The sequence below is a fragment of the Methylobacter sp. genome, from assembly GCF_036845245.1.
In the GTDB taxonomy this organism is placed as follows: Bacteria; Pseudomonadota; Gammaproteobacteria; order Methylococcales; family Methylomonadaceae; genus Methylobacter_A.
In genome coordinates this window covers 1-19,058 of record NZ_DAIUEH010000077.1, presented here as the reverse complement: position 1 = coordinate 19,058, position 19,058 = coordinate 1, and the positions used below count along the sequence as shown (strand labels likewise).

Sequence of the window (19,058 nt, the reverse complement as noted above, 5' to 3'; positions counted from 1 at the left end):
GTCATACAGTCGGTCCTTAAATTTCGGTAATGTCGTTGCTGCGATTTGGAGTCTTGGTCATAAATATAACTTGCCTGAATGTATTCGATACAGGTACAGATCACCGTGTTTTATCCCCCTCTCCCTCCGGGAGAGGGCCGGGGTGAGGGGATCAAATTAATTATTTCCAAACGGATAGCATCCAGCACCGCTTGAGTTTCACGCAACACCTCATGATTCCAGAAACGCAATACTTTATAGCCCAGTTTCTGCAAGTATTGCGTTCGCTGCTCATCACTTGCCTGTTGCTGTAAATGTTGACCGCCATCCAGCTCGATCACCAACTTCGGCTCCATGCATAGAAAATCGGCAATATAAGGACCGATTATCTGTTGTCTGCGAAACTTACAGCCTACCATGCGCCGGTTTCTCAGCTGATTCCAGATCAGCCGTTCGGCATCGGTCTGGTTGATACGTAATGCTCTCGCTAATGATTTCTGCGGAATTCCCATTTTGATTTCCCCTCACCCCAACCCTCTCGGCAACTGCTCCTGCGTTGCTCTACTACCTACATCCATGTAGGCATCCCTAAGGGAGAGGGGGCCGGTTGTCGTTGTGATTTATAGTCTTTGTCATCAACATAACTTGCGTGAATGGGGTCGGCATAGGTACAGATTGCGGTTTTATTCCCCTCACCCCAACCCTCTCCCTGAGGGAGAGGGGGCTGATTGTCGCTGTAATTTATACTGTTTATCATAAACATAACTTGCGTGGATGGATTCTACACAGGTACAGATTACAGTGCTTTCCCCCCCTCTCCCTCCGGGAGAGGGCTGGGGTGAGGGGATCAAATAACTCATCGCCAAAATCATCATAAAAAACGCCCATAAGAAAAGAACCCCTATCATTCGATCAACCCTCAATCATGGCTCCAGCCCTTGGCTTGCAGTTTCCAGAACAGCAGCGCAAACACCGGCGTGCCGATCAACGCCGTCAGCAAACCGATCGGGATTTCCTGCTCGGTCGCGGCACGGGCCAAGTCATCCATCGCCAGCAAATACAGACCGCCGAGCAGGGCCGAAGCAGGCAACAGCCGGGAATGCTCCGGCCCCACCAGCATCCGGGCCAGGTGCGGAACGATCAGCCCCACCCAGCCGACCCCGCCGCTGACCGAAACCTGTGTTGCTACCAGCAACGACACCAGCGCGACCACGCCCCAGCGCAACCACTCGACATTGACGCCCAGCGCCTCGGCATCCGTCTGGCCCAAAGACAACAGATTGATGCGCCAGCGCAAGGCCAGCAACAGACTGCCCGCGGCCAGCGTTACCCCGGCGACCAGGGCCACCTTGTCATACGTCGTCCCGGCGAAACTGCCCAGCAGCCAATAGACGATGGACGGCAGCTTGGTCTGCGGGTCGGCCACATATTGCGCCAACCCCACCAAAGCCCCGAAAAAAGCGCCGATGATCACGCCGGCCAGCACCAGGGACAAGGCGCCGCTTTGCCCCGCCAGCCGAGCCAGTCCGAAAGCCGCGGCCAAGGCCCCCAGCCCGAAGGTAAAAGCCAGCGCCACCGTGCCCATTGCCGACCAGCCCAGCATGATCGCCAACACGCCGCCGAACGACGCCCCGGCCGACACGCCGCACACCTCCGGCCCCACCAGCGGATTGCGGAACACCCCCTGCATCGACGCTCCGGCCATCGCCAAGCCCATGCCGCACAGCGTGACCAGCAGAATGCGCGGCAGGCGCACGATTTCAATCACCACCCACTGGGTGTCGGTGTAAGGACGTGCTTCGTTCAGGCCGGTGCTCAGCACGATGCGGACGATGTCGGCCACCGGCACCGGATAGCGGCCCAGCGTCAGCGAAAACACGGCCAAAACGAGTAATCCGCCGAACAAGCCCATGATCAGCATATCGGCCGATTTAAAACCTGAGCAACGATTAACGCCTGGAGAGCCGTTGCTTTGTCCCTGCCGCCGAACGGCGGCCGAATGTCGAAAACATGCTGATAGCTTCATACTAGAAAATAATGGTTTAAAAAATGACAAAATATTCGTTCCCCGCTTGCTTCCATTTTGTAGACCGACAACGCTTTTCGTTACCCGACATTTCGATATTCAAAGCTCCTCTTCATATTGAAACAGGACAATGTCAGGCATAAACCGCATACCCGCTCCGGTTGTCATCACAGCAGCCTCTCTATCTGTTGCAAACAGGCTTGACGCCAAGCAGACAGGTATGTCGGTGCAATCCACGGTTCCTGGCCCTTGCGCATTTCGGCTTTGGGGTGCCCGGTTCGCAGAGTTACGTCGGGGGTAATCAGCTTCATTTCACCAAGATAGCCGTCATGTAACACGCTGGTAGTGGGCGCGAAATAGCCCCAACCGGGCTTCAAGGTTACAGAAATGACCGGATAATCAGGATACATTTCCATAAACGCATCGCCAACCAAACGTAAACCTCTATCTAGCAATAACTCTTTCAGCGGCGCGATATGGGGCGGCTCAAAAATTTCTGAATGCTCTTGCACCATGGTAGCAACCCGAAGATTCATAAAAACGAATTGCCGGTCTTCTTCGCCAAGATTCAAAATAAGTCGCGAACCGTGATAGCCAGACTGCATTTGGCGGCGCGGCGACGGCCCCCATAAGTCTATATGCAAACCTCCCCACCCGGTTGAGGAAGCTTGTGTTGCCCAGCCTTTAAATACTTGGTTGGGGAAACGGAACACCGTGCCAATGTCGCACCAGCCGGAATGGGTGCAAATATTTTCAAAAACCCATTCATTCAATTCGGCGATGAATTCGGGAACCAGTTTCTCTGATACATTGAGAAAAAAATCCAGGGGTTTCTCAGCCGTTCCATTTTTAATATGCTCGTTAATACATTCGCGGCCTCTAGTCAGCAAAGTGTCGGGGATTTGCAGCAGCTGGATGGTCGTTGGGAAATCCTCACCGTCAGTGATGCCGATCAGCTTGAATAATTCAGCGGACTCCAGAGGCCGCCAATCCGTTTTCGGTGTATACACGCCGACATTCGTGTTATAGCAATAATTTTCGCTACCGGCGCCTTCCCAAAGAGTCGGCCTGGTCATCTCGATACCCGAATTAATACGTAAATGCTGCATAGGATTCCAGCCTTGGATAGTGGAAATCAGTTTGCAATCGGCTTCCAGTTTCATCAATAACACCTCTAAATATTTAAGTTAATCAAAAAATTTTCTGTTCTGTGGCATAGAAGCAGAAGCGGGTAAAGCGACATTTGCTCCTTTTCCCTCAGGGAGTGCGTAGGATGTGCTGAACAAAGTGAATCGCATCCTACGCGATTGATGCGCTTCGTACCTCAGCACATCCTACACACTGCTCGAAGGGAGAGAGCTTTTCGTCACTTTACCCGCTTCATGTTCTATAATTGTTATTTAAAACGCCCGTATCCTTCGGATTTGCCGTTCTCTTCAATAAATAACGCCCGGTCAATTTCGTGGTCGCTCAAACTATATCGATAAACATCCCTATAGGCATCCTTGAACGCTAAACGAGTCGTCTTAGCTGCACCAGGGTAGAAGACTTCTTGCATCCAGCCTGCGAGTAAAGCAATATCGACAGGCCAGTTATAAAAGGAATGAACCGGCATCAGGTAAACGCGCCTGTCCCGGACGGCTCGAACACCTTGCCATTCAGGCGCTTCGAACAGATGCCCAGGTCCCGTCTTGCTTCCTATTTCGTAACCGATAAGAATGACATCGGGATCCATTTTCATGATCTGTTCCACATCGCCTAGCGGGAATCGATTCCGCTCGGCTATATTCGCCGCGCCGGCCAATTCAAGTACCGGCGTCAGATAACAGGTTTTCCCGCATATCGACCAAGTTCCGTTGAAAAACCAAAGCGATAAAACCCGCACCGGGGATTGCCGAGTTGCCGCAGTCTTGATAGTTGGCAAGGTTGCTTCATAGCGTTCCAGAATTGCCTGTGCCCGGTTTTCTTTAGCGCTGACCTGTCCGAATGCCATCCAGTAACGCCAAACACTCTTTTGGAGTAATGTTTCAGGTAAAGTCAATTCAAACACCCCAGACAACCCCACTTTTTCGAGCATCTCCGCCGAATCGCCTTTAAACGTCAATACCGCATCAGGCGCCAATATCATGACCCTTTCGACATCAAGAACGCCACTGATTTGCGGCAGTTCGGCAATGCGCGGATAGATGCGCTCAAGCGCCCCTTCCGCAGTAAACTTGCGCCCTACCAATGCGATGACATGCTCTGCACCGAAATCCAGGGTTGTATAAATAGGCAAAAAATGTCCAAGCGCGATAACCCTTGAGGGCGGGGTATTTTTCAGCCAAACGCTTCTCCCGGCCATGTCGATTAATAAACGACTCTCTGTATTGGGTGGGATTGTCCTGATCACCTCCGGAGGCGCCAATCCGACCGCGAGCAAAAAAGACAACGCGAGTGCCCACAACACTAAAAGCAAGACAGGGTTTAGCATCAATTTAGCCGCCCGTCGCGCATCTTAGAAATTGATTTGGGCCGAACCCGAGATGCGGAGAGAATCGCCGAGTGTAAAAGCGCCAAGCCAATAGCGGTTGTCGGTAATATTACTGGCGTTTAAGCGAAAGGTAATGGGATGCTTCGCCAACGGCACCGTATAGCGTAAGCCCGCATCGTACGTGGTATGCCCGTCTATACGATCAAGATTGAGCTGGTCCGCATAAATATCGCTCGTATAGTAAGCGCCGCCGGTCAAGGTAAGCCCGCGTACCGGCGGGAGATCGTATTCAGCGGTTAGCTTGACCAATTGCTCGGCAACACCCACGGCTCTTTTACCCACATAAGCCGGATTGGATGCGTTTTTGGTAACGGTCGCATCCAAAAAAGTGAAGCCGCCCAAAACGCGAAATCCCGGCATCAGTTCACCGGTAATCGTTGTTTCAATGCCCTGATTTTGCTGCTGTCCGTCCTGCTTGTAAGTGAAGGTTCCGTTACCGTTATTCACCGAATACTGAAGCGCGCTATCAATATTGAAGAGCGCCAGGCTGAGCAACGTATTGCCGAGCGTCGCCTTCGCGCCCAACTCGGTTTGTTGTCTCAGATAGGGCGGCAGCACGGCGCCGTTATTGGTAAATTGCGCGCCCGATACCAGCAAACCTTGTTGCAAGCCTTCACCATAAGAAACATAGGTCGTCAACCAGTCCATTGGCTTGAAAGTAAGCGCTGCGGTAGGCGTTGCCGCTCCGGCTTCATAATGTGAAGTCATTGCCCCATCTGTGTTGTAACCATTTTGCTCAATGGAAGAATATGCGGCACCTACGATGGCCGACCATTGCTTATTGAATTCGATTTGGTCTCCGGCTATCCAGTTATGCAGGGATATTTCCGTCGGCACGTAAGTCGCTTGAGTGCCGACGACAAAATTCGGATTAGAGACATAGCGGGGAGTGGAAAGCGAAAAAACACCCGGTAATAATCCAGTTTTAACATAATCTTTGGCGTCCTCTTCCTGATAACCGTATCCGCTAAATCCAATCGTTAAGGTGTGGCTTATCGAAAAGGTATTGAATTTGATGTCAAATAATTGATAGCCTCCCCATTGGCTCCTATCGTAGTTTTTTAATTCAAGAGCTAGTTCGGTATAAGTGCCATTAGGTTGTATAGAATTGCTTATGTATATGCTGTCGTAAGGCGTGTCGATATATCTAAGCGATGATCTGGAGGTGATATTCTTTGACAGGTCAAGCTTGAGATTCGCGCCGACGCTGCCGGTACTGGTATCGGCATAAGTCCAAGGTTGCCCCCAGTTTTTTGTGGAGTCGGGAGCGCTGGGATGATGGATGTTGCTGTCGCCATTGGCAGGATTCCAGGTCGGCGGAAGCTGGTTTTGGTGATAGTTGGAGTAAGCGCCGTCGAGCTGAAGCAGCGCCCAATCCGAAATTTGGTAATCGACAGCTGTGCTAACCAGGAATTTGCGTACACTTTGGTCATCGACACGCGTATCTCCGTCTTGCCCGGCAATATTGAAGCGGTATCCCAAGCGGCCATCTTGGCGCATTCCTCCCAGCTCGGCATGCCCGTAGAACGAAGTGCCGTTGGGAAAGCCCAGGGTAATATTGTTGACTGGACGGGCTGTCGGGCGCTTAAGCACATAGTTGAATTTACCGCCGCTTCCGCCTATGCCGTACATAAATCCCGAAACGCTGGACATGGCTTCGACACGTTCATAGGGTTCCAAAAACAAGATATTTGACGTAGTCAGTAACGGCAATCCTTCGATGAGCTGCTGGGCTGTACCCGAAATACCGCGAAAGTTGCCAACGCCTGTAATCGGTCTTTGGTCAGTGTAACTATGTTGGTATGAAGGCAATTTGTCGGCGAATCCGCCGGGGGTTGCATAGGCTTGGGTGTTATCGAGAAAGTCCTTCGATAGAATCGTCATCGAATAAGGCGCATCTTGCAGTTTTAAATTCGTGAAAGGCCCAACGGCTGTGATCTTATCGACCCGGTATCCTGCTTCGGGACTGCCGTCAAGAGGTTGTTGTCCGACCACCGCCACTTCCTTAAGATGGGTATCCCCGCTCTGCTTGCTAATCAAAGCATGATTACCTTGCACACTCACCGTCAAGCCACTACCTGCCAATAATTGCTTCAAAGCCGCCTCGGGTTCAAGGTTACCCTGCACGGCAGGCGCTGTCCGGCCAGCTATCAGGGCGCTATCGACGGCCACGGTCAAACCCGTTTGCTGGGCGAATCGCTTGATGGATTCGCCCAGTCCCTGAACCGGTATATTGAAATTGATCGGTTCGGCTTCGACTGCCGCCGTTGAAAGGCTTAAGACCAGACCGGCAACCGGCCGCCAATTAGGGGATGTGGGTAGTAGGTTCATATTCTGCTCGCTGTTTAGTATGGTAAATAACGCGTCTTGCTGTGTCATTGACCGTTTTGAGACCCAAATCCCCCCCGTCCATTTTTAGAAAAATTTTCAAAGAAAAAACTCTGTATTGATTCCCTCATCCCAGCCTTTTCCCTGAAGAGCATAAGTATCTACACAACTTTTTTTATATTATAAATACAATGAGTTGCAAGTCGACTTGGCTCCCTCTCCTGATGGAGAAGGGGCCAAGGATCTTAACTTAACTTGAGGAAAGGGCGTAAAGGTGCCGAATTTTGATGTACGATGGGTAGGGTATATAAAGACGGTCGATGACTGGGGTTATATGATTTCTTGTATAATTATATAAATTTTTATATATTATGAATAATGAAAAATCTTATTTTCTTAGGAACAAGCAAAGCCGATTTGCGAAACTTTCCGGTATCGGCAAGGCGTGATGTCGGCATTGAGCTGCACCAAGTGCAATTTGGATTAGAGCCTTCAAATTGGAAGCCCATGCCAAATATCGGACCGGGTGTCCGTGAAATCAGGGTTAGAGCCGGTGGCGCTTTCCGTATCATCTATCTGGCAACTCGTCCTGAAGGCGTCTATGTGTTGCACTGTTTCCAAAAGAAAAGTCAACAAACCGCGTTGTCCGACATCGAATTAGCGCGAACCCGTTATAAACAAATTGGAGGATGACTCATGTCCGATACTGTCAAGGCAGGTGAAAATGTTTTTCTGGCATTGGGCTTTCCGCCCCATGAAGCGGAAGTTCTGCAATTTCGTTCCGAGTTGATGGCCTGTCTTAGACTATGGATTAATGAAAACGGTTTGACTCAAACCGAAGCTGCCGAACGGCTGGGCATTACTCAGGCGCGGGTTTCTGACTTGGTTAGAGGTCATTGGAAAAAGTTTAGCGTGGACATGCTGCTGACTTTGGCCGCGAAAGTAGGCATTCACGTTCGCATAGAGATGGGAGATGCGGCGTAATGATGAGTCGGATTTACTCTTTATCCCAACCTTCGCTCTCAAAGGAGATGGGGCAAAGGGCATTCCAAATCCCCCGTACCAGAAAAAATTTCAGAGTGCGCTAAGTCGAACCTCGTTTTGCCCATGACTGACGAGAACCGGAGCAATGTTCGGCAATAAGCGCAGAAAGCTTTCTACGTCCGCAGACTGTACAACAGCATTGATACGCGGAACGGCTCCGGGTCTGCCAGGTAAGACGCGAACCGGTTCCTTGCGGTAGCGGGACAGGGTTTCGGCAATCTCGGTCAGATTGGCCCGGTCGAAAACGATAACGCCGCGTTCAAAAGCAAATCCGTCTTCGGCTTTGCGATTGATATTTTGCGGTCTGCCGGCTTCGCCGTTAGCGATGAGCACTTCCGCTACCTGTCCGGCTTCCAGTTGCAGATGGCGGCGATTCCAGAAGGGGCCGGTTTCCACGCGTACCGAGCCGTGTTCGACGCTAACCCGGATCCGGTCGCTCAGACGGCTGACTGCGAAGCGGGTACCCAATACGGTGATACGCGCCGCATCGCTGTTAACGATAAAGGGACGCTCGGCGTCTTTGGCTACATCGAAAATAACCTCGCCTCGAAGCAAATGCACTTTGCGTTCCGCGCGGCTAAAGGCCACTTCGAGATCGGTAGCTGCATTCAAAACCAAGGTGCTGCCATCCTGCAAGGACTGGTTTGAGCGTTGTCCGATTCCGGTTTGCCACGCCAGTTGCCAATAGGGCGTTAGCTGCCGGTAATAGACTGCTTCGCCTGCGGTTCCGGCCACCAATAAACTGACGGCGCCGTATTTCAACAGGCGGCGGCGGCTTTGGCGATGGTTTTCTTGGCGTTTTTCCATGACTTCCGCCAACGCAGTGCATTGCGCAGTCGAATCGAATTCTTTCCATAACTCGACAAATGCCGCGTACTCGGCAGCATGGGACGGGTGCTCAACCAACCAGGCTTTGAAACGCTCGCGATCGGGGTGATCCGTCTTCGCGCCCTGCATGCGCGCGAACCAGCGCGCGGCGTCCGTCCTGACTTTGCTCATGCCATCGCTTCGCGGGCGGTGCGGATGTCGATCAGCGCCCGCATCACATGACGTTCAACTATTTTGACGGTAATACCGAGCTTCACGGCGATTTCCGGCTGGGTATAGCCTTCGATACGAAACAGCCAGAAGACTTCCCGGCAGCGCGGCGGCAGGCAATCCAGTATGCGTTGCGCGGCCTGAAGCCGTTGGTGCAGTTCCGCCAGGTGTTCGGCGGAGGGCGCGAACTCGCCTCTATCGGTAATGATTTTGCTGTCCTCGTCCTTAATGTCCGGCAAATCGATGAAACGGGCGTCGGCATTAAACTGATTGGCCAATACGGAACGGACGATGACGCGCAAATAGGCATGGGGCTGCTTGATCGTCTCGCCTTTATCGATCAATGCGAGCCTGAGCAACGCATCGTGGAGTACATCCTCAGCGCGTTGCAGGCATTTTGTCCGGTTGTGGATGCTGGGTAACAGATCGGTATAGGCCCAATTCAAATCCACGCCGTTCCAAGTTGGCCCTGTTGCAGCTTGAAATACGGCTGTCATTGCTGAAACCGGATGCGGTATCGTCACTCTTGCAGTTCGTTCGTACGAATAGACTGTTGCGTGTACGATCTGCCCGAGTTGGGAAATTTTTCGCATTGAGCAAACTGGTAGTATGGATTCGGCAAACAATGAGTTCGTGATGACATGATTTCCCCTAAATATCACAATACCTGAACAATAATGGTTTAGGCAAAGCGGTTGATAACGCATCGATGTATACTATTGTATATAGCGAAACACATCAAACCTTTAAGGTATCTTTCTCGAAGCTGTTCTCGTTCGATTAAGAGAGAGAAACTATTAACGAATTAGGCTATTGCCTAGATGATTTATTTTAAATATTTTGGACAAATCAACTTGTTGCAGCATTTTTACACGATAATGCGGATATTTAGCGGCATATTATTTTCACTTTGTAGATAGATCATTATCGACTCGTTGACAAATGAACGAAGCGCAAGATGCCACAAAGGCAGGTAAGCCTTGCAGGGGGATAGTGCGAACGGTAAGTTTTTAATTCCGTCCGCGGTGAGCCCTATTTGACAAGTTTATGGCAGGCTTTGGCTACACTCAGGAGAACCTTGTCGAACCCTGAACGGAATAGCTTTGTTTCTCGTTTTACCGCCGGTGATGATTCAAAGTTACCCGGTAGCTTTCATTATTCATTTCGTCATATTCATCTACGGTCATTGTATGTCACTCCACCGAGTAGTTAATTACGGTTTTTTTGCAGCTTGCGCCGTAGCGATGCGACTTGACGCGGCGTGACCCTGGACGCCTGATTACCCCAGCTGTTACGTATAAAGCTAAGCACTTCGGCAATCTGCCGGTCGGAAAACTTTTCCGCAAAAGCGGGCATTTCATGAGGCTTCGGCCCTTCTGCCGTTTGCGCCGTCTTGCTTCCTTCCAATACCACACGAATCAGCGACGTAGCGTTCTCGGAAAGAACACTCGAGTTTCCGGCGAGTTTCGGAAATTTACCCGCTTCGCCATTGCCGGTTTCCTGATGACATTTCGTGCAGAACGCTTGGTAAAGACCGGCTCCGGGACGCTCGACTTCGCCGGTTACCATTGCCGATAATGTGATAGCAACACCAGGCAGGTCGGGCTTATACGCGGCCTTTTCGTCGTGGACGGGAAGAGATTTCAGGTAGTGCGCAATCGCATTAAGATCATCTTTATGCAAATATTGCGTGCTGTTTTCAATGACGGAGACCATGCTGCCGGATGCAGTTACCTGTCCGCCGTGACCTGTTGCCAAAAATGCGGCAATATCGGCTTCAGACCATCGACCTAATCCGGAAGCCGGATTTCCGGAGAGATTGGACGCAAACCAATTGTCCAAAATGTTTCCTGTCAAATACATCGAAGACGCTTCGGTGTAGCCCACTTCCTGGAAGGCAAAACCCCGAGGCGTATGGCAAGTTCCGCAATGCCCCAGGGACTGCACCAGGTAAGCGCCGCGATTCCATTGCGCGTCACGATCAGTATGCGGTTTATAGCGCTCGTGTTCGACAAAGAATGCGTCCCAGAAAATCAGGTCCAATCGTATATTGAAAGGAAAAGGCAGTTTCGTTTCGGGCGGCTTATAATCGACAGGCTGCACCGCACTCATGAAATAGGCGTACAGCGCACGAATATCCTCGTCTGTCATCCTTGTGAACGACGGATAAGGCATCGCCGGATAGAGGCGACTGCCGTCTTTGTCAATGCCGTCCCGGACTGCGCGGCTAAAATCATACAACGTGTAACGGCCAATGCCATTGACCGGGTCCGGCGTAATGTTCGACGAGTAAATTTCTCCGAAAGGGGAATTGAGCCCTACCCCTCCGGAAAACGGCGGCGCTTGCGGTCCGGCCGTATGGCAAGCCACACAGTCCCCAACTCTCGCCAGATAAGCGCCCCGGTTAATATCGGCGCGGCCGATCGGCTGCGCGATAAGCGGACTGGACAAAAATGCCGAGCCTATACAGATTAAAGCCTTAATAGCCGTTCTGTTGATGATTCCCCTAACGACGACAATCAATACCATGATAATTAAAACCATGAGCTGCATGGCGGCACCAACAAAACGGCAAAGATGTTGAATATAATCGCAACAATGAAGATAAAGTTCGACAGGATGCTTAGCTTGATTAAAAACCGGTTTCTATCCTCGCCGGCTTTAATCGCACGGCCTTGCTGATATTGTTGCCATGACCGCCATGCGGCAAACCCGGACAACAGACCCAGCGCGAAACAGCCAATACTGATCGCCGTCAGTATTTCCGGCAAACCTGCCAAGATCGGCGCAGACAAAGGAGCTTGATGGGGATAGCAGGCATAAGCCGCAAACGGCTCGCTCAAAAGCAATTGCGCCACCCATGCGACCGGTGCGCCGAGTAAACCCAGCCAGAGCCATATCACGCTGACCCGGTTGCGACCGGAGAAAGGCGCTTCAATGGACGGATCGCGGTTGAAGAAAAGGCTCATATTCCGTCCTGGTAAAGATAAGGCAGCAAATACAAGGTCGTAAAGACAAACAGCCAGACCACATCGACAAAATGCCAGTACAGTCCGCCGATGGTTACCGCGGCGTAGCGTCTGTGATCAAAATAACCGAGCGCTATCCAAAGCAAAAGCGAGATCAGCACGACCAGTCCGATAACGACATGCAGCATATGAAATCCGGTGATCGTGAAGTACAGCGAGCCGTACAGATTCGATGCCATATCGTAGCTTTTTTTGCTCCACTCATTCAGTTGAATGACGACGAAGCACACGCCAAGAATAATCGCCAACGCCATCGATGCAAGACTCCAATATAACTGCCTGAGTTGAATGCAGCGCTCGCTGACCCAGACGAACACGCTGCTGGTCAGCAATATTAAAGTATTCACGCCCGGCATGAACAAAGTGGGCAAACCCTCGGGCGGCCACCGCTGTTCCGATTGTGATGCCAGGTAAAAATAGGTAAACAGTAAATAGCCGAACAGGGAACCTTCGGTGGCGATCAATGCCAGCATTCCCCACCAGCCTCCGGAACGTCGGCCTTCGCTACCTACCGGCAGCGCTTGGTCCAGTCGTATCGTCTCAGCCATGAGCGACTCCTTTATCGTATTCGGTGTCCGGCACGCGCTGGACCAGGGATTTTCTCGGCCACATCCATGCCATCAGCGACAGGCTGCTTGCCACAGCCATCAATACCGTAAAATCCCGCCAATGCAGCAGCAAGCCGACAAAAACCAGCGAACTAAACAGTCCGAGAAAAAACGGACTGTAAGAATCCTCCGGCATTTTGAGAATAATATCCGGTATCCCATCCAGCGGCGTCGTGCCGATGGTTTCCCGCCCTTCCATTAATAAATAGCCTCGCTCAAGGCTGGATCGGCTTTCGCTTTCATTGAGCCTGTCCTCCCAGAGCGGATGACGGCTGGCGATAAACGGGATAACCGCAAAATTGTAAGCAGGCGGCGGCGAGGGCACAGCCCATTCAAGCGTCGGCGCATCCCAAGGATTTGCAGTGGCTAAAACTCCGCGCTTTAAACTGACAAGAACATTGACCAGGAATATCAAGATACCGGCCGCAAAAACGAATGACCCAACCGAAGTGATCATATTGACAGAACTCCAGCCCATGTGCGGCGCGTAGGTATAGATTCGGCGCGGCATACCGAGCAAGCCTGCCACATGCATCGGGAAGAAACCCACATTGAAGCCGATGAACATAACCCAGAAACTCCACTTACCCAGCCTCTCATTCATCATGCGGCCGAAGAATTTGGGAAACCAGTAATAGATTCCGCCAACGACCGGAAACACATTGATGCCCAGCAAAACGTAATGCAAATGCGCGACAATGAAATAAGTTTCGTTGAGCTGCAAATCCAACGGCACGGCCGCAGTCATTACACCTGAAAACCCGCCGATCACAAACAGGATCACAAAACCGGAAAAAAACAGGAACGGTGTATTAATTACCGGGCGTCCCAGCCAAATAGTCGCTATCCACGCGAACACAGCGACGCCGCTGGGGATGGAAATCACCAGGCTGGTCGCGCCGAAAAAAGACAATGCTAGCGTCGGCAAGCCGGCAGCAAACATATGATGTATCCATACGCCGAAGCCGAGCAACATCGTCGCCATTGTTGAAAGCGCTACCGCCGAGTAGCCGACTAACGGCCGTCGGCAAAACGTCGGCAGAGCATCCGAAACGATACCCATCGCAGGAAGCACGACCGCATAAACCCATGGATGCCCGAACATCCAGAACAAGTGTTGCCAAAGCAGAGGCTTACCCCCGTTTAACACATCGAAAAAATGCGTGCCGGTTTGACGATCCAGCCATAATAAAAAAAACGCCAGACTGACTGACGGAACGGCAAAAACATTGGCGACCGAGGCGGTTAACGTTCCCCAGACGAGGATAGGCACGCGGCCGATCGACATACCCGGAGCGCGCATTCTAAATAACGTGATAATAAAATTGATCGAGCCGACCGTTGTGGAAATTCCCAGCAGCACCATACCGAGCGCATAGACGTCGATATTGGGACCGGTGTTGTACTCCAGCCCGGTCAGCGGCACATAATTGAACCAGCCCGAGTTCGGCGCTTGGCCCAGAGGAAAGCTGGCATATAAAAAAATGCCGGCAAACAGGAAAACCCAATAAGAGAGCGCATTAAGACGCGGAAACGCCATATCCCGCGAACCCAGCATAAGCGGCCATAAATAATTGGAAAAGCCCGACAGTATCGGCAACGAATACAAAAAAATCATCGTCACGCCGTGCATCGTAAACATTTGGTTGTACTGTTCCGGCGTTAGCAGGGTTTGGTCCGGCTGCGCCAGTTGCACACGCATGATCAGCGCTTCGACGCCGCCCATCAGTAAAAATATAAATGCGGTGACAAGATAACGTATTCCTATTGCCTTATGATCAACCGTCGACAGCCAGCCGCGCCATCCCGGAGCCGACTCCCATAACTCGGCAAGACGTATTTCGGCAGCCGATCCGGCTGGCGCAGCGCCTATCTCGGGCACACGAGTGAAATTAAGGTCGGGCGGATATTGTGCGGCATCGGTCATGCAGGCTTTCCTAGTTGAGCGTCGATAAAAATGCTGACAGCGCGTCCATCTCTTCCGCTGTTAACATCATGCTGGGCATACGCGCCCCCGGTTTGAGCTGCTGGGCATGGGTAATCCATTGCAGTAAATGATCGGGGGTATTGGTTAATAATCCGGCTGCAATCAGGCGACGCGAGTTCAAATGCGTCAAATCGGGTGCATGGGCGCCTACCGCTTCGGTGCCTCGAATCGCATGGCAACCGGCGCACTGATCCAGGAAAATTTTCTGTCCGGCCTTAACATCAGCAGTAACAACCGTTATGGCAGTTTCACGCTGACCGTCCTGCCATGCCCTGAATTCGTCCTCGCTTTGCGCGACAACCTCCAAGCCCATATGCGCGTGTTGAACTCCGCAATATTGCGTGCATTGCCCCAAATAGATGCCTTCGCTATCGGCTTCGATCCATTGCTGATTGGTCAGCCCCGGAATCATTTGCGTTTTTCCGGCCAGCACCGGCACCCAAAAAGCATGAATAACGTCCGCGCTTTTCAACTTGACCAGAACAGGCTGCCCGACCGGAATATGTATTTCGTTTGCGGTAACAAAGCGGCGCGTCACATCGTCATCTTCATACTCGACTTTCCACCACCAGTCATACCCTGTGACCGTCAGCGTTAACGCCGGAGCATGCGCAGGCTTTGCGACTGCATTGAGCGTAATCAGAGCATAAATAACCAGCGCAAACAAAATACAGGTGGATAGGCCGGTTCCGATATAAATCCAGGACATGCCTTCATCTTCGCGGCCGATCGAACGGGGAGATTCAGCGGGACGTTGACGAACAATGGCCCAAACCAAAAGCACTGCGATGACGATAAAAAGTACAATCAACAGCGCGGCGAACACCCAGCCTAAGTACATCGTAGGCATTGAGGCCGGGCCGTAACTATGTAAAAAATAATTAAGCGGAGCGATTTGGTTTTGCGCCGATGCGGTGGAGGCCGGAGCAAGCGCAAGGATGCATAAAAACACATAATGACCCGCGGCAACCTGGCGATATCCGGATTTGGAAGCGTTCATTGGCTTGCTCGACATGATCTTGTCCAGAGATTGTCAGGCCGCTTGTTTTTTGGTCACTTTAGCAACGTGGGCTCCCTGGAAACGGGCAATTTTTAATTCGTTCTCAGACGGTTGGCGGCTATTGTCCGCCGCGGCAAGCGTACTTGCGCCATAAGGTGACCCGCCGGTGATTTCATTCATATTCAATATCTCCTGGCAGGAATAAGGAACGCCCATGATAATCATGCCGTGATGCAGTAAAGTGGTATGAAACGAGGTGATCGTGGTTTCCTGTCCGCCGTGCTGAGTGGCCGTCGATGTGAACACGCTGCCGACCTTGCCTATCAAGCTCCCTTCCACCCACAACCGGCCGGTCCGGTCGAGAAAATTGCGCATCTGCGCGCACATGTTTCCGAAACGCGTCGGCGTACCGAAAATAATCGCGTCATAGTCCGGCAACTCGTCCACCGTTGCAATCGGTGCTTCCTGATCGAGCTTGACGCCGGATTTTCGCGCGACCTCTTCCGGCACCAGCTCGGGCACACGCTTGATGGTGACCTCGGTGCCCTCAACGCTCCGGGCACCTTCAGCGACGGCTTTAGCCATCGTTTCGATGTGTCCGTACATGCTGTAGTAAAGAACGAGAATTTTTGCCATGTTATAGCTCCTTATTGCGTGGTCTTTACAGTGAACCTGGTGCGTCCGCGACAGCGAAAAATGAGATCTGTATCCGACCTGGATCGGCGATATGTTCACACTTGAAAATTTATAACATGTAGGTAAAAACGGGAATATTGGTATCACTACCTACCAATATCATTCGAAGAAAAGCAGCTTGTCCACGAAAGACAGGAAAAGCACGAAAACCGGGCGATAAATTTTAGCCTGTAGTAAGGCTGTACCGTGGGCGCGAATAAATTCGCGCCCAGGCCTATTCAGCTAAAACTATTTTCAGCTTAACCTAATGGCAGTGATCAGAGAAACTTAGCAGAGTGACGTAGCGATAGGAACGAGTATTGTCGAGTAGGAGCAAAGAAAATTTGCCGGTGGTACGAGTTTAATCCCATATGCCGCGCCGAGTAGCGGTGAACTGTAGGGCAAGGGGGAATTCCTACTGGACCCACACGGCATAATCTTGCCATTTATTTTGCCTGAAATTAATAGATAACCTGTATTGCAGCAATTTAAACTTACTCTGACCCCAGTTATTCAGAAGGGACGGTTAGCTATTGTGGGTGTTTAGTATTTTTAAGGTGTGAGGATAAGCCGCCGATTTTTTGATCTCGGCGGCCTTGAACCGGATAGTATGGCTGTGCAATTAGTCAACAACAATCAACCTTACGAGTTAACTGTCAATTGAATAAAAATCAAACACAATGTCTATGGGTAAAGCAGAGAATTTCTTAATAACCTCATTTGTTAAAACAAATCCTCCTTGCCCATTAAATGTCGTAAAACAGCAATATAATGAAATGTCACAGCCAATTGAAGCAAGACTTTTTAAGTTGTCAAAATGAGCGTCAATAAATTCACAAATTTTTAATAGGTGCTCATCTATTGTTGAGCTTTTAGATAAACCACTGTCTAAAAACCAAAGAGATTCCTCCCTATATCGAGGCGTTAAACTTTTGGCACTAACAAGCTCTCCTTTTTCATGCCCTTTTGAAGGCTGTTCTTTAATAATATCAATTATTTCTAATAACGAATGCACGCTACTAGAAATTCGTAAGGTTACCTTAGATTCTTTTTCAGAAGTTGCCATATATTACTTTATTTACTCATCAAAAATATTTCCGATAGAATCGCCAGTTCCACCTCCAGGTACTTCTGGGTAAATTTCACCCGTATTTACATCAACCTGACAATCAGGATTTCTTTTATTTGAACTTTTTGGCAAATTCTGTTTTGCATTATGAATCCGATCCCTGACTTCTTGAGGCGACAAGCCAGTTGCATCAGAAATTTTTCCAATACTATTTGTTAGATCATTATTTGAATTGTAAATATTATCTAACGTATTATTAACAACACCAGAAACGTTTTTATAGAGCTGAGTTAGTAAATTAGATAAGGCTTGGTTTTCAGGTGAGCCAACAGCATATGGAAGACCTGGAACATAATATGTTGGGGATGATGATTGTCCGCTTAATCCAGGCGGGTCGATATAGCGCAATGGGTTGTTCCCAACATAGGCGTAAGTATTAGCGCCCCCTGCCAACCCAATCGGATCACTCTCAATATATCGCCCGATGGCCGGATTGTAATCCCTGAAGACATTATAAAACAGCTCGGTTTCCTGGTCGTAATACTGGCCGGGAAATTTTAGGTTGAAGACGAAATTGCCGAGTCCAGAAGGATTCTGATCCGGCAGGCTATTGCCGAACGCTTCGGATTCCCAGACCCATACTACGCGATTGTCGTTGGACCGGGTAATCTTTCTCGGCGTGCCCAAATGATCGGCATGAATGTAGAAGATGTCTACTGTTACTGCTGTGGCTGAGGGTTTCAGCACGGCTACCGGAAAGTCGCCCAGCCAGATAATCTCCTGAATCAGCTGGCTTGTGCTGTCGTATTCGCCAGTCAGGTGGCCCTGTTCGTCATAAAAGTACTGGATAGTGCTACCGTTTAGGTTTTTTGTGATGCGCTGGCCTAAGGCATCGTAGCCATAACCGGTGGCTTGCCCGCTTGCGGTGTTCGTGCTGGCGACTCTTCTCCCAGCCGCGTTATAGCTGTGGCTATAGGTGCCATCCCCGGTCAGGTTTCCGGCAGGGTCGTAGCTGTAACTGACGGTTTGTGCGCCACTCTGGCTTTGCAGTTGGTTACTGGTAGCGTCGGTGGTGTAGTTGTACTGGGTGGTGTTGTCTTTTATTTTTTCGCTACGGTTGCCGTTGAGATCGTAACTGTAGCTAATCCGGTTTTGCTCCGGTTCGCCGCGCTGGCTGCCGGTCAGACGGTCGAGTTCGTCATACTCATGGCGCTGGTTTTGGTTGGGGTCGATGTCGTCGATGGCGCTGGTTTGCCGTCCGGCTGCGTCATAGCCATAATAGCGGCTGCCTGGCAGTTGGGCTTGAGCATCGAAACCCATGCTGATGATCACAGGACGACCGGCGAGGTCGTAAAAGCGCTCGTTCTGTTGATTGTTGCCCCAGAGCCAGCCGTTGATTTGGCCGTCGGGTTCGTAGGTGATCTGGGTGAGCAGCGGCTGGCCGTTGATCAGTATTGCGTTGATATGGTTGCCGCTCCACTGGTAGTAGATCTGTTGACCGCCGGGACTGAGGCTGGCGGTGCGTTGCCCGGCGGTGTTGTAGCTGTGGCTGACGGTCAGCGGGGTTGTTCCTTGGTTTTGGCTTTGAGTTTTACCGGTGATGCGGCCATGGTTGTCGTAGCTATAGGTTATGCTGCTGTTGTTATTGCTGACGCTGCACAGGCGGCCAATGCCGTTGGCGCAGTTATCCCAGGTGTAGTTGACGGTTTGGTCGTCGTAGGCAATCTGGCTGATACGATTGA

Annotated in this window: 17 protein-coding genes; 2 read left to right on the top strand and 15 right to left on the bottom strand. The window is 50.9% G+C overall.

What is annotated here, in order from left to right:
• Positions 1-110: 110 nt before the first annotated feature.
• The 5 genes from V7051_RS22835 to V7051_RS22815 form a co-directional block, all read right to left on the bottom strand.
• A complete protein-coding gene (locus tag V7051_RS22835; protein WP_333879051.1) occupies positions 111-491 on the bottom strand; it encodes an endonuclease domain-containing protein in 381 nt (126 codons plus the stop codon).
• A gap of 407 nt (positions 492-898) precedes the next feature.
• Positions 899-1,900 carry a FecCD family ABC transporter permease gene (locus V7051_RS22830; RefSeq protein ID WP_333879049.1) on the bottom strand — a complete coding sequence of 334 codons (1,002 nt, stop codon included), beginning with the start codon at positions 1,898-1,900 and terminating at the stop codon, positions 899-901.
• Between the two features lie 272 nt (positions 1,901-2,172).
• Complete coding sequence (locus tag V7051_RS22825; RefSeq protein ID WP_333879047.1) at positions 2,173-3,168, bottom strand: hypothetical protein; 996 nt, start codon at positions 3,166-3,168, stop codon at positions 2,173-2,175.
• A gap of 233 nt (positions 3,169-3,401) precedes the next feature.
• Complete coding sequence (locus V7051_RS22820; protein WP_333879045.1) at positions 3,402-4,478, bottom strand: ABC transporter substrate-binding protein; 1,077 nt, start codon at positions 4,476-4,478, stop codon at positions 3,402-3,404.
• Between the two features lie 24 nt (positions 4,479-4,502).
• Positions 4,503-6,869: a TonB-dependent siderophore receptor gene (locus V7051_RS22815; protein WP_334181178.1), complete on the bottom strand. Its 2,367-nt coding sequence runs from the start codon at positions 6,867-6,869 to the stop codon at positions 4,503-4,505.
• A 375-nt stretch (positions 6,870-7,244) separates the two neighbouring features.
• Between V7051_RS22815 and V7051_RS22810 the strand changes: the two genes are divergently transcribed.
• A complete protein-coding gene (locus V7051_RS22810; RefSeq protein ID WP_333879041.1) occupies positions 7,245-7,559 on the top strand; it encodes a type II toxin-antitoxin system RelE/ParE family toxin in 315 nt (104 codons plus the stop codon).
• Positions 7,560-7,562: 3 nt separating this feature from the next.
• Positions 7,563-7,850: a helix-turn-helix domain-containing protein gene (locus tag V7051_RS22805; protein WP_333879039.1), complete on the top strand. Its 288-nt coding sequence runs from the start codon at positions 7,563-7,565 to the stop codon at positions 7,848-7,850.
• Positions 7,851-7,940: 90 nt separating this feature from the next.
• Here V7051_RS22805 and V7051_RS22800 read toward each other — a convergent pair whose 3' ends face one another.
• The 10 genes from V7051_RS22800 to V7051_RS22755 all read right to left on the bottom strand — a co-directional run.
• Positions 7,941-8,909, bottom strand: coding sequence for a FecR family protein (locus V7051_RS22800; RefSeq protein ID WP_333879037.1), 969 nt, complete (start codon positions 8,907-8,909; stop codon positions 7,941-7,943).
• Positions 8,906-9,541 carry an RNA polymerase sigma factor gene (locus V7051_RS22795; protein ID WP_333879034.1) on the bottom strand — a complete coding sequence of 212 codons (636 nt, stop codon included), beginning with the start codon at positions 9,539-9,541 and terminating at the stop codon, positions 8,906-8,908. Before V7051_RS22795 ends, V7051_RS22800 begins: the two co-directional genes overlap by 4 nt.
• Positions 9,542-10,157: 616 nt before the next feature.
• A complete protein-coding gene (locus V7051_RS22790; RefSeq protein ID WP_333879033.1) occupies positions 10,158-11,501 on the bottom strand; it encodes a cytochrome c in 1,344 nt (447 codons plus the stop codon).
• Positions 11,483-11,917 carry a hypothetical protein gene (locus V7051_RS22785; protein WP_333879031.1) on the bottom strand — a complete coding sequence of 145 codons (435 nt, stop codon included), beginning with the start codon at positions 11,915-11,917 and terminating at the stop codon, positions 11,483-11,485. The genes V7051_RS22790 and V7051_RS22785 overlap by 19 nt, the downstream gene beginning before the upstream one ends.
• Entirely contained in the window at positions 11,914-12,525 is a 612-nt protein-coding gene (locus V7051_RS22780) for a cytochrome c oxidase subunit 3 (RefSeq protein WP_333879029.1), read from the bottom strand. The genes V7051_RS22785 and V7051_RS22780 overlap by 4 nt, the downstream gene beginning before the upstream one ends.
• Complete coding sequence (gene ctaD, locus V7051_RS22775) at positions 12,518-14,512, bottom strand: cytochrome c oxidase subunit I (protein WP_333879027.1); 1,995 nt, start codon at positions 14,510-14,512, stop codon at positions 12,518-12,520. The genes V7051_RS22780 and ctaD overlap by 8 nt, the downstream gene beginning before the upstream one ends.
• 10 nt (positions 14,513-14,522) lie before the next feature.
• A complete protein-coding gene (gene coxB / locus V7051_RS22770; protein WP_333879025.1) occupies positions 14,523-15,587 on the bottom strand; it encodes a cytochrome c oxidase subunit II in 1,065 nt (354 codons plus the stop codon).
• Between the two features lie 18 nt (positions 15,588-15,605).
• A complete protein-coding gene (wrbA, locus tag V7051_RS22765) occupies positions 15,606-16,208 on the bottom strand; it encodes an NAD(P)H:quinone oxidoreductase (protein WP_333879024.1) in 603 nt (200 codons plus the stop codon).
• 688 nt (positions 16,209-16,896) lie between these two features.
• Positions 16,897-17,313: a DUF4279 domain-containing protein gene (locus V7051_RS22760; RefSeq protein WP_333879021.1), complete on the bottom strand. Its 417-nt coding sequence runs from the start codon at positions 17,311-17,313 to the stop codon at positions 16,897-16,899.
• A 12-nt stretch (positions 17,314-17,325) separates the two neighbouring features.
• Positions 17,326-19,058 (bottom strand): RHS repeat domain-containing protein (locus V7051_RS22755; protein ID WP_333879020.1); only part of this gene is annotated, 1,733 nt, incomplete at its 5' end.

Bases quoted from the DNA above. Each gene is read 5' to 3' on its own strand.
- V7051_RS22810 (WP_333879041.1), top strand. From the start codon at position 7,245: ATGAAAAATCTTATTTTCTTAGGAACAAGCAAAGCCGATTTGCGAAAC.
- V7051_RS22795 (WP_333879034.1), bottom strand. From the start codon at position 9,541: ATGCGAAAAATTTCCCAACTCGGGCAGATCGTACACGCAACAGTCTAT.
- coxB (WP_333879025.1), bottom strand. From the start codon at position 15,587: ATGTCGAGCAAGCCAATGAACGCTTCCAAATCCGGATATCGCCAGGTT.
- V7051_RS22815 (WP_334181178.1), bottom strand. From the start codon at position 6,869: ATGAACCTACTACCCACATCCCCTAATTGGCGGCCGGTTGCCGGTCTG.
- V7051_RS22800 (WP_333879037.1), bottom strand. From the start codon at position 8,909: ATGAGCAAAGTCAGGACGGACGCCGCGCGCTGGTTCGCGCGCATGCAG.
- V7051_RS22760 (WP_333879021.1), bottom strand. From the start codon at position 17,313: ATGGCAACTTCTGAAAAAGAATCTAAGGTAACCTTACGAATTTCTAGT.
- V7051_RS22790 (WP_333879033.1), bottom strand. From the start codon at position 11,501: ATGCAGCTCATGGTTTTAATTATCATGGTATTGATTGTCGTCGTTAGG.
- V7051_RS22835 (WP_333879051.1), bottom strand. From the start codon at position 491: ATGGGAATTCCGCAGAAATCATTAGCGAGAGCATTACGTATCAACCAG.
- wrbA (WP_333879024.1), bottom strand. From the start codon at position 16,208: ATGGCAAAAATTCTCGTTCTTTACTACAGCATGTACGGACACATCGAA.
- V7051_RS22805 (WP_333879039.1), top strand. From the start codon at position 7,563: ATGTCCGATACTGTCAAGGCAGGTGAAAATGTTTTTCTGGCATTGGGC.
- V7051_RS22830 (WP_333879049.1), bottom strand. From the start codon at position 1,900: ATGCTGATCATGGGCTTGTTCGGCGGATTACTCGTTTTGGCCGTGTTT.
- V7051_RS22825 (WP_333879047.1), bottom strand. From the start codon at position 3,168: ATGAAACTGGAAGCCGATTGCAAACTGATTTCCACTATCCAAGGCTGG.
- V7051_RS22785 (WP_333879031.1), bottom strand. From the start codon at position 11,917: ATGAGCCTTTTCTTCAACCGCGATCCGTCCATTGAAGCGCCTTTCTCC.
- V7051_RS22820 (WP_333879045.1), bottom strand. From the start codon at position 4,478: ATGCTAAACCCTGTCTTGCTTTTAGTGTTGTGGGCACTCGCGTTGTCT.
- ctaD (WP_333879027.1), bottom strand. From the start codon at position 14,512: ATGACCGATGCCGCACAATATCCGCCCGACCTTAATTTCACTCGTGTG.
- V7051_RS22780 (WP_333879029.1), bottom strand. From the start codon at position 12,525: ATGGCTGAGACGATACGACTGGACCAAGCGCTGCCGGTAGGTAGCGAA.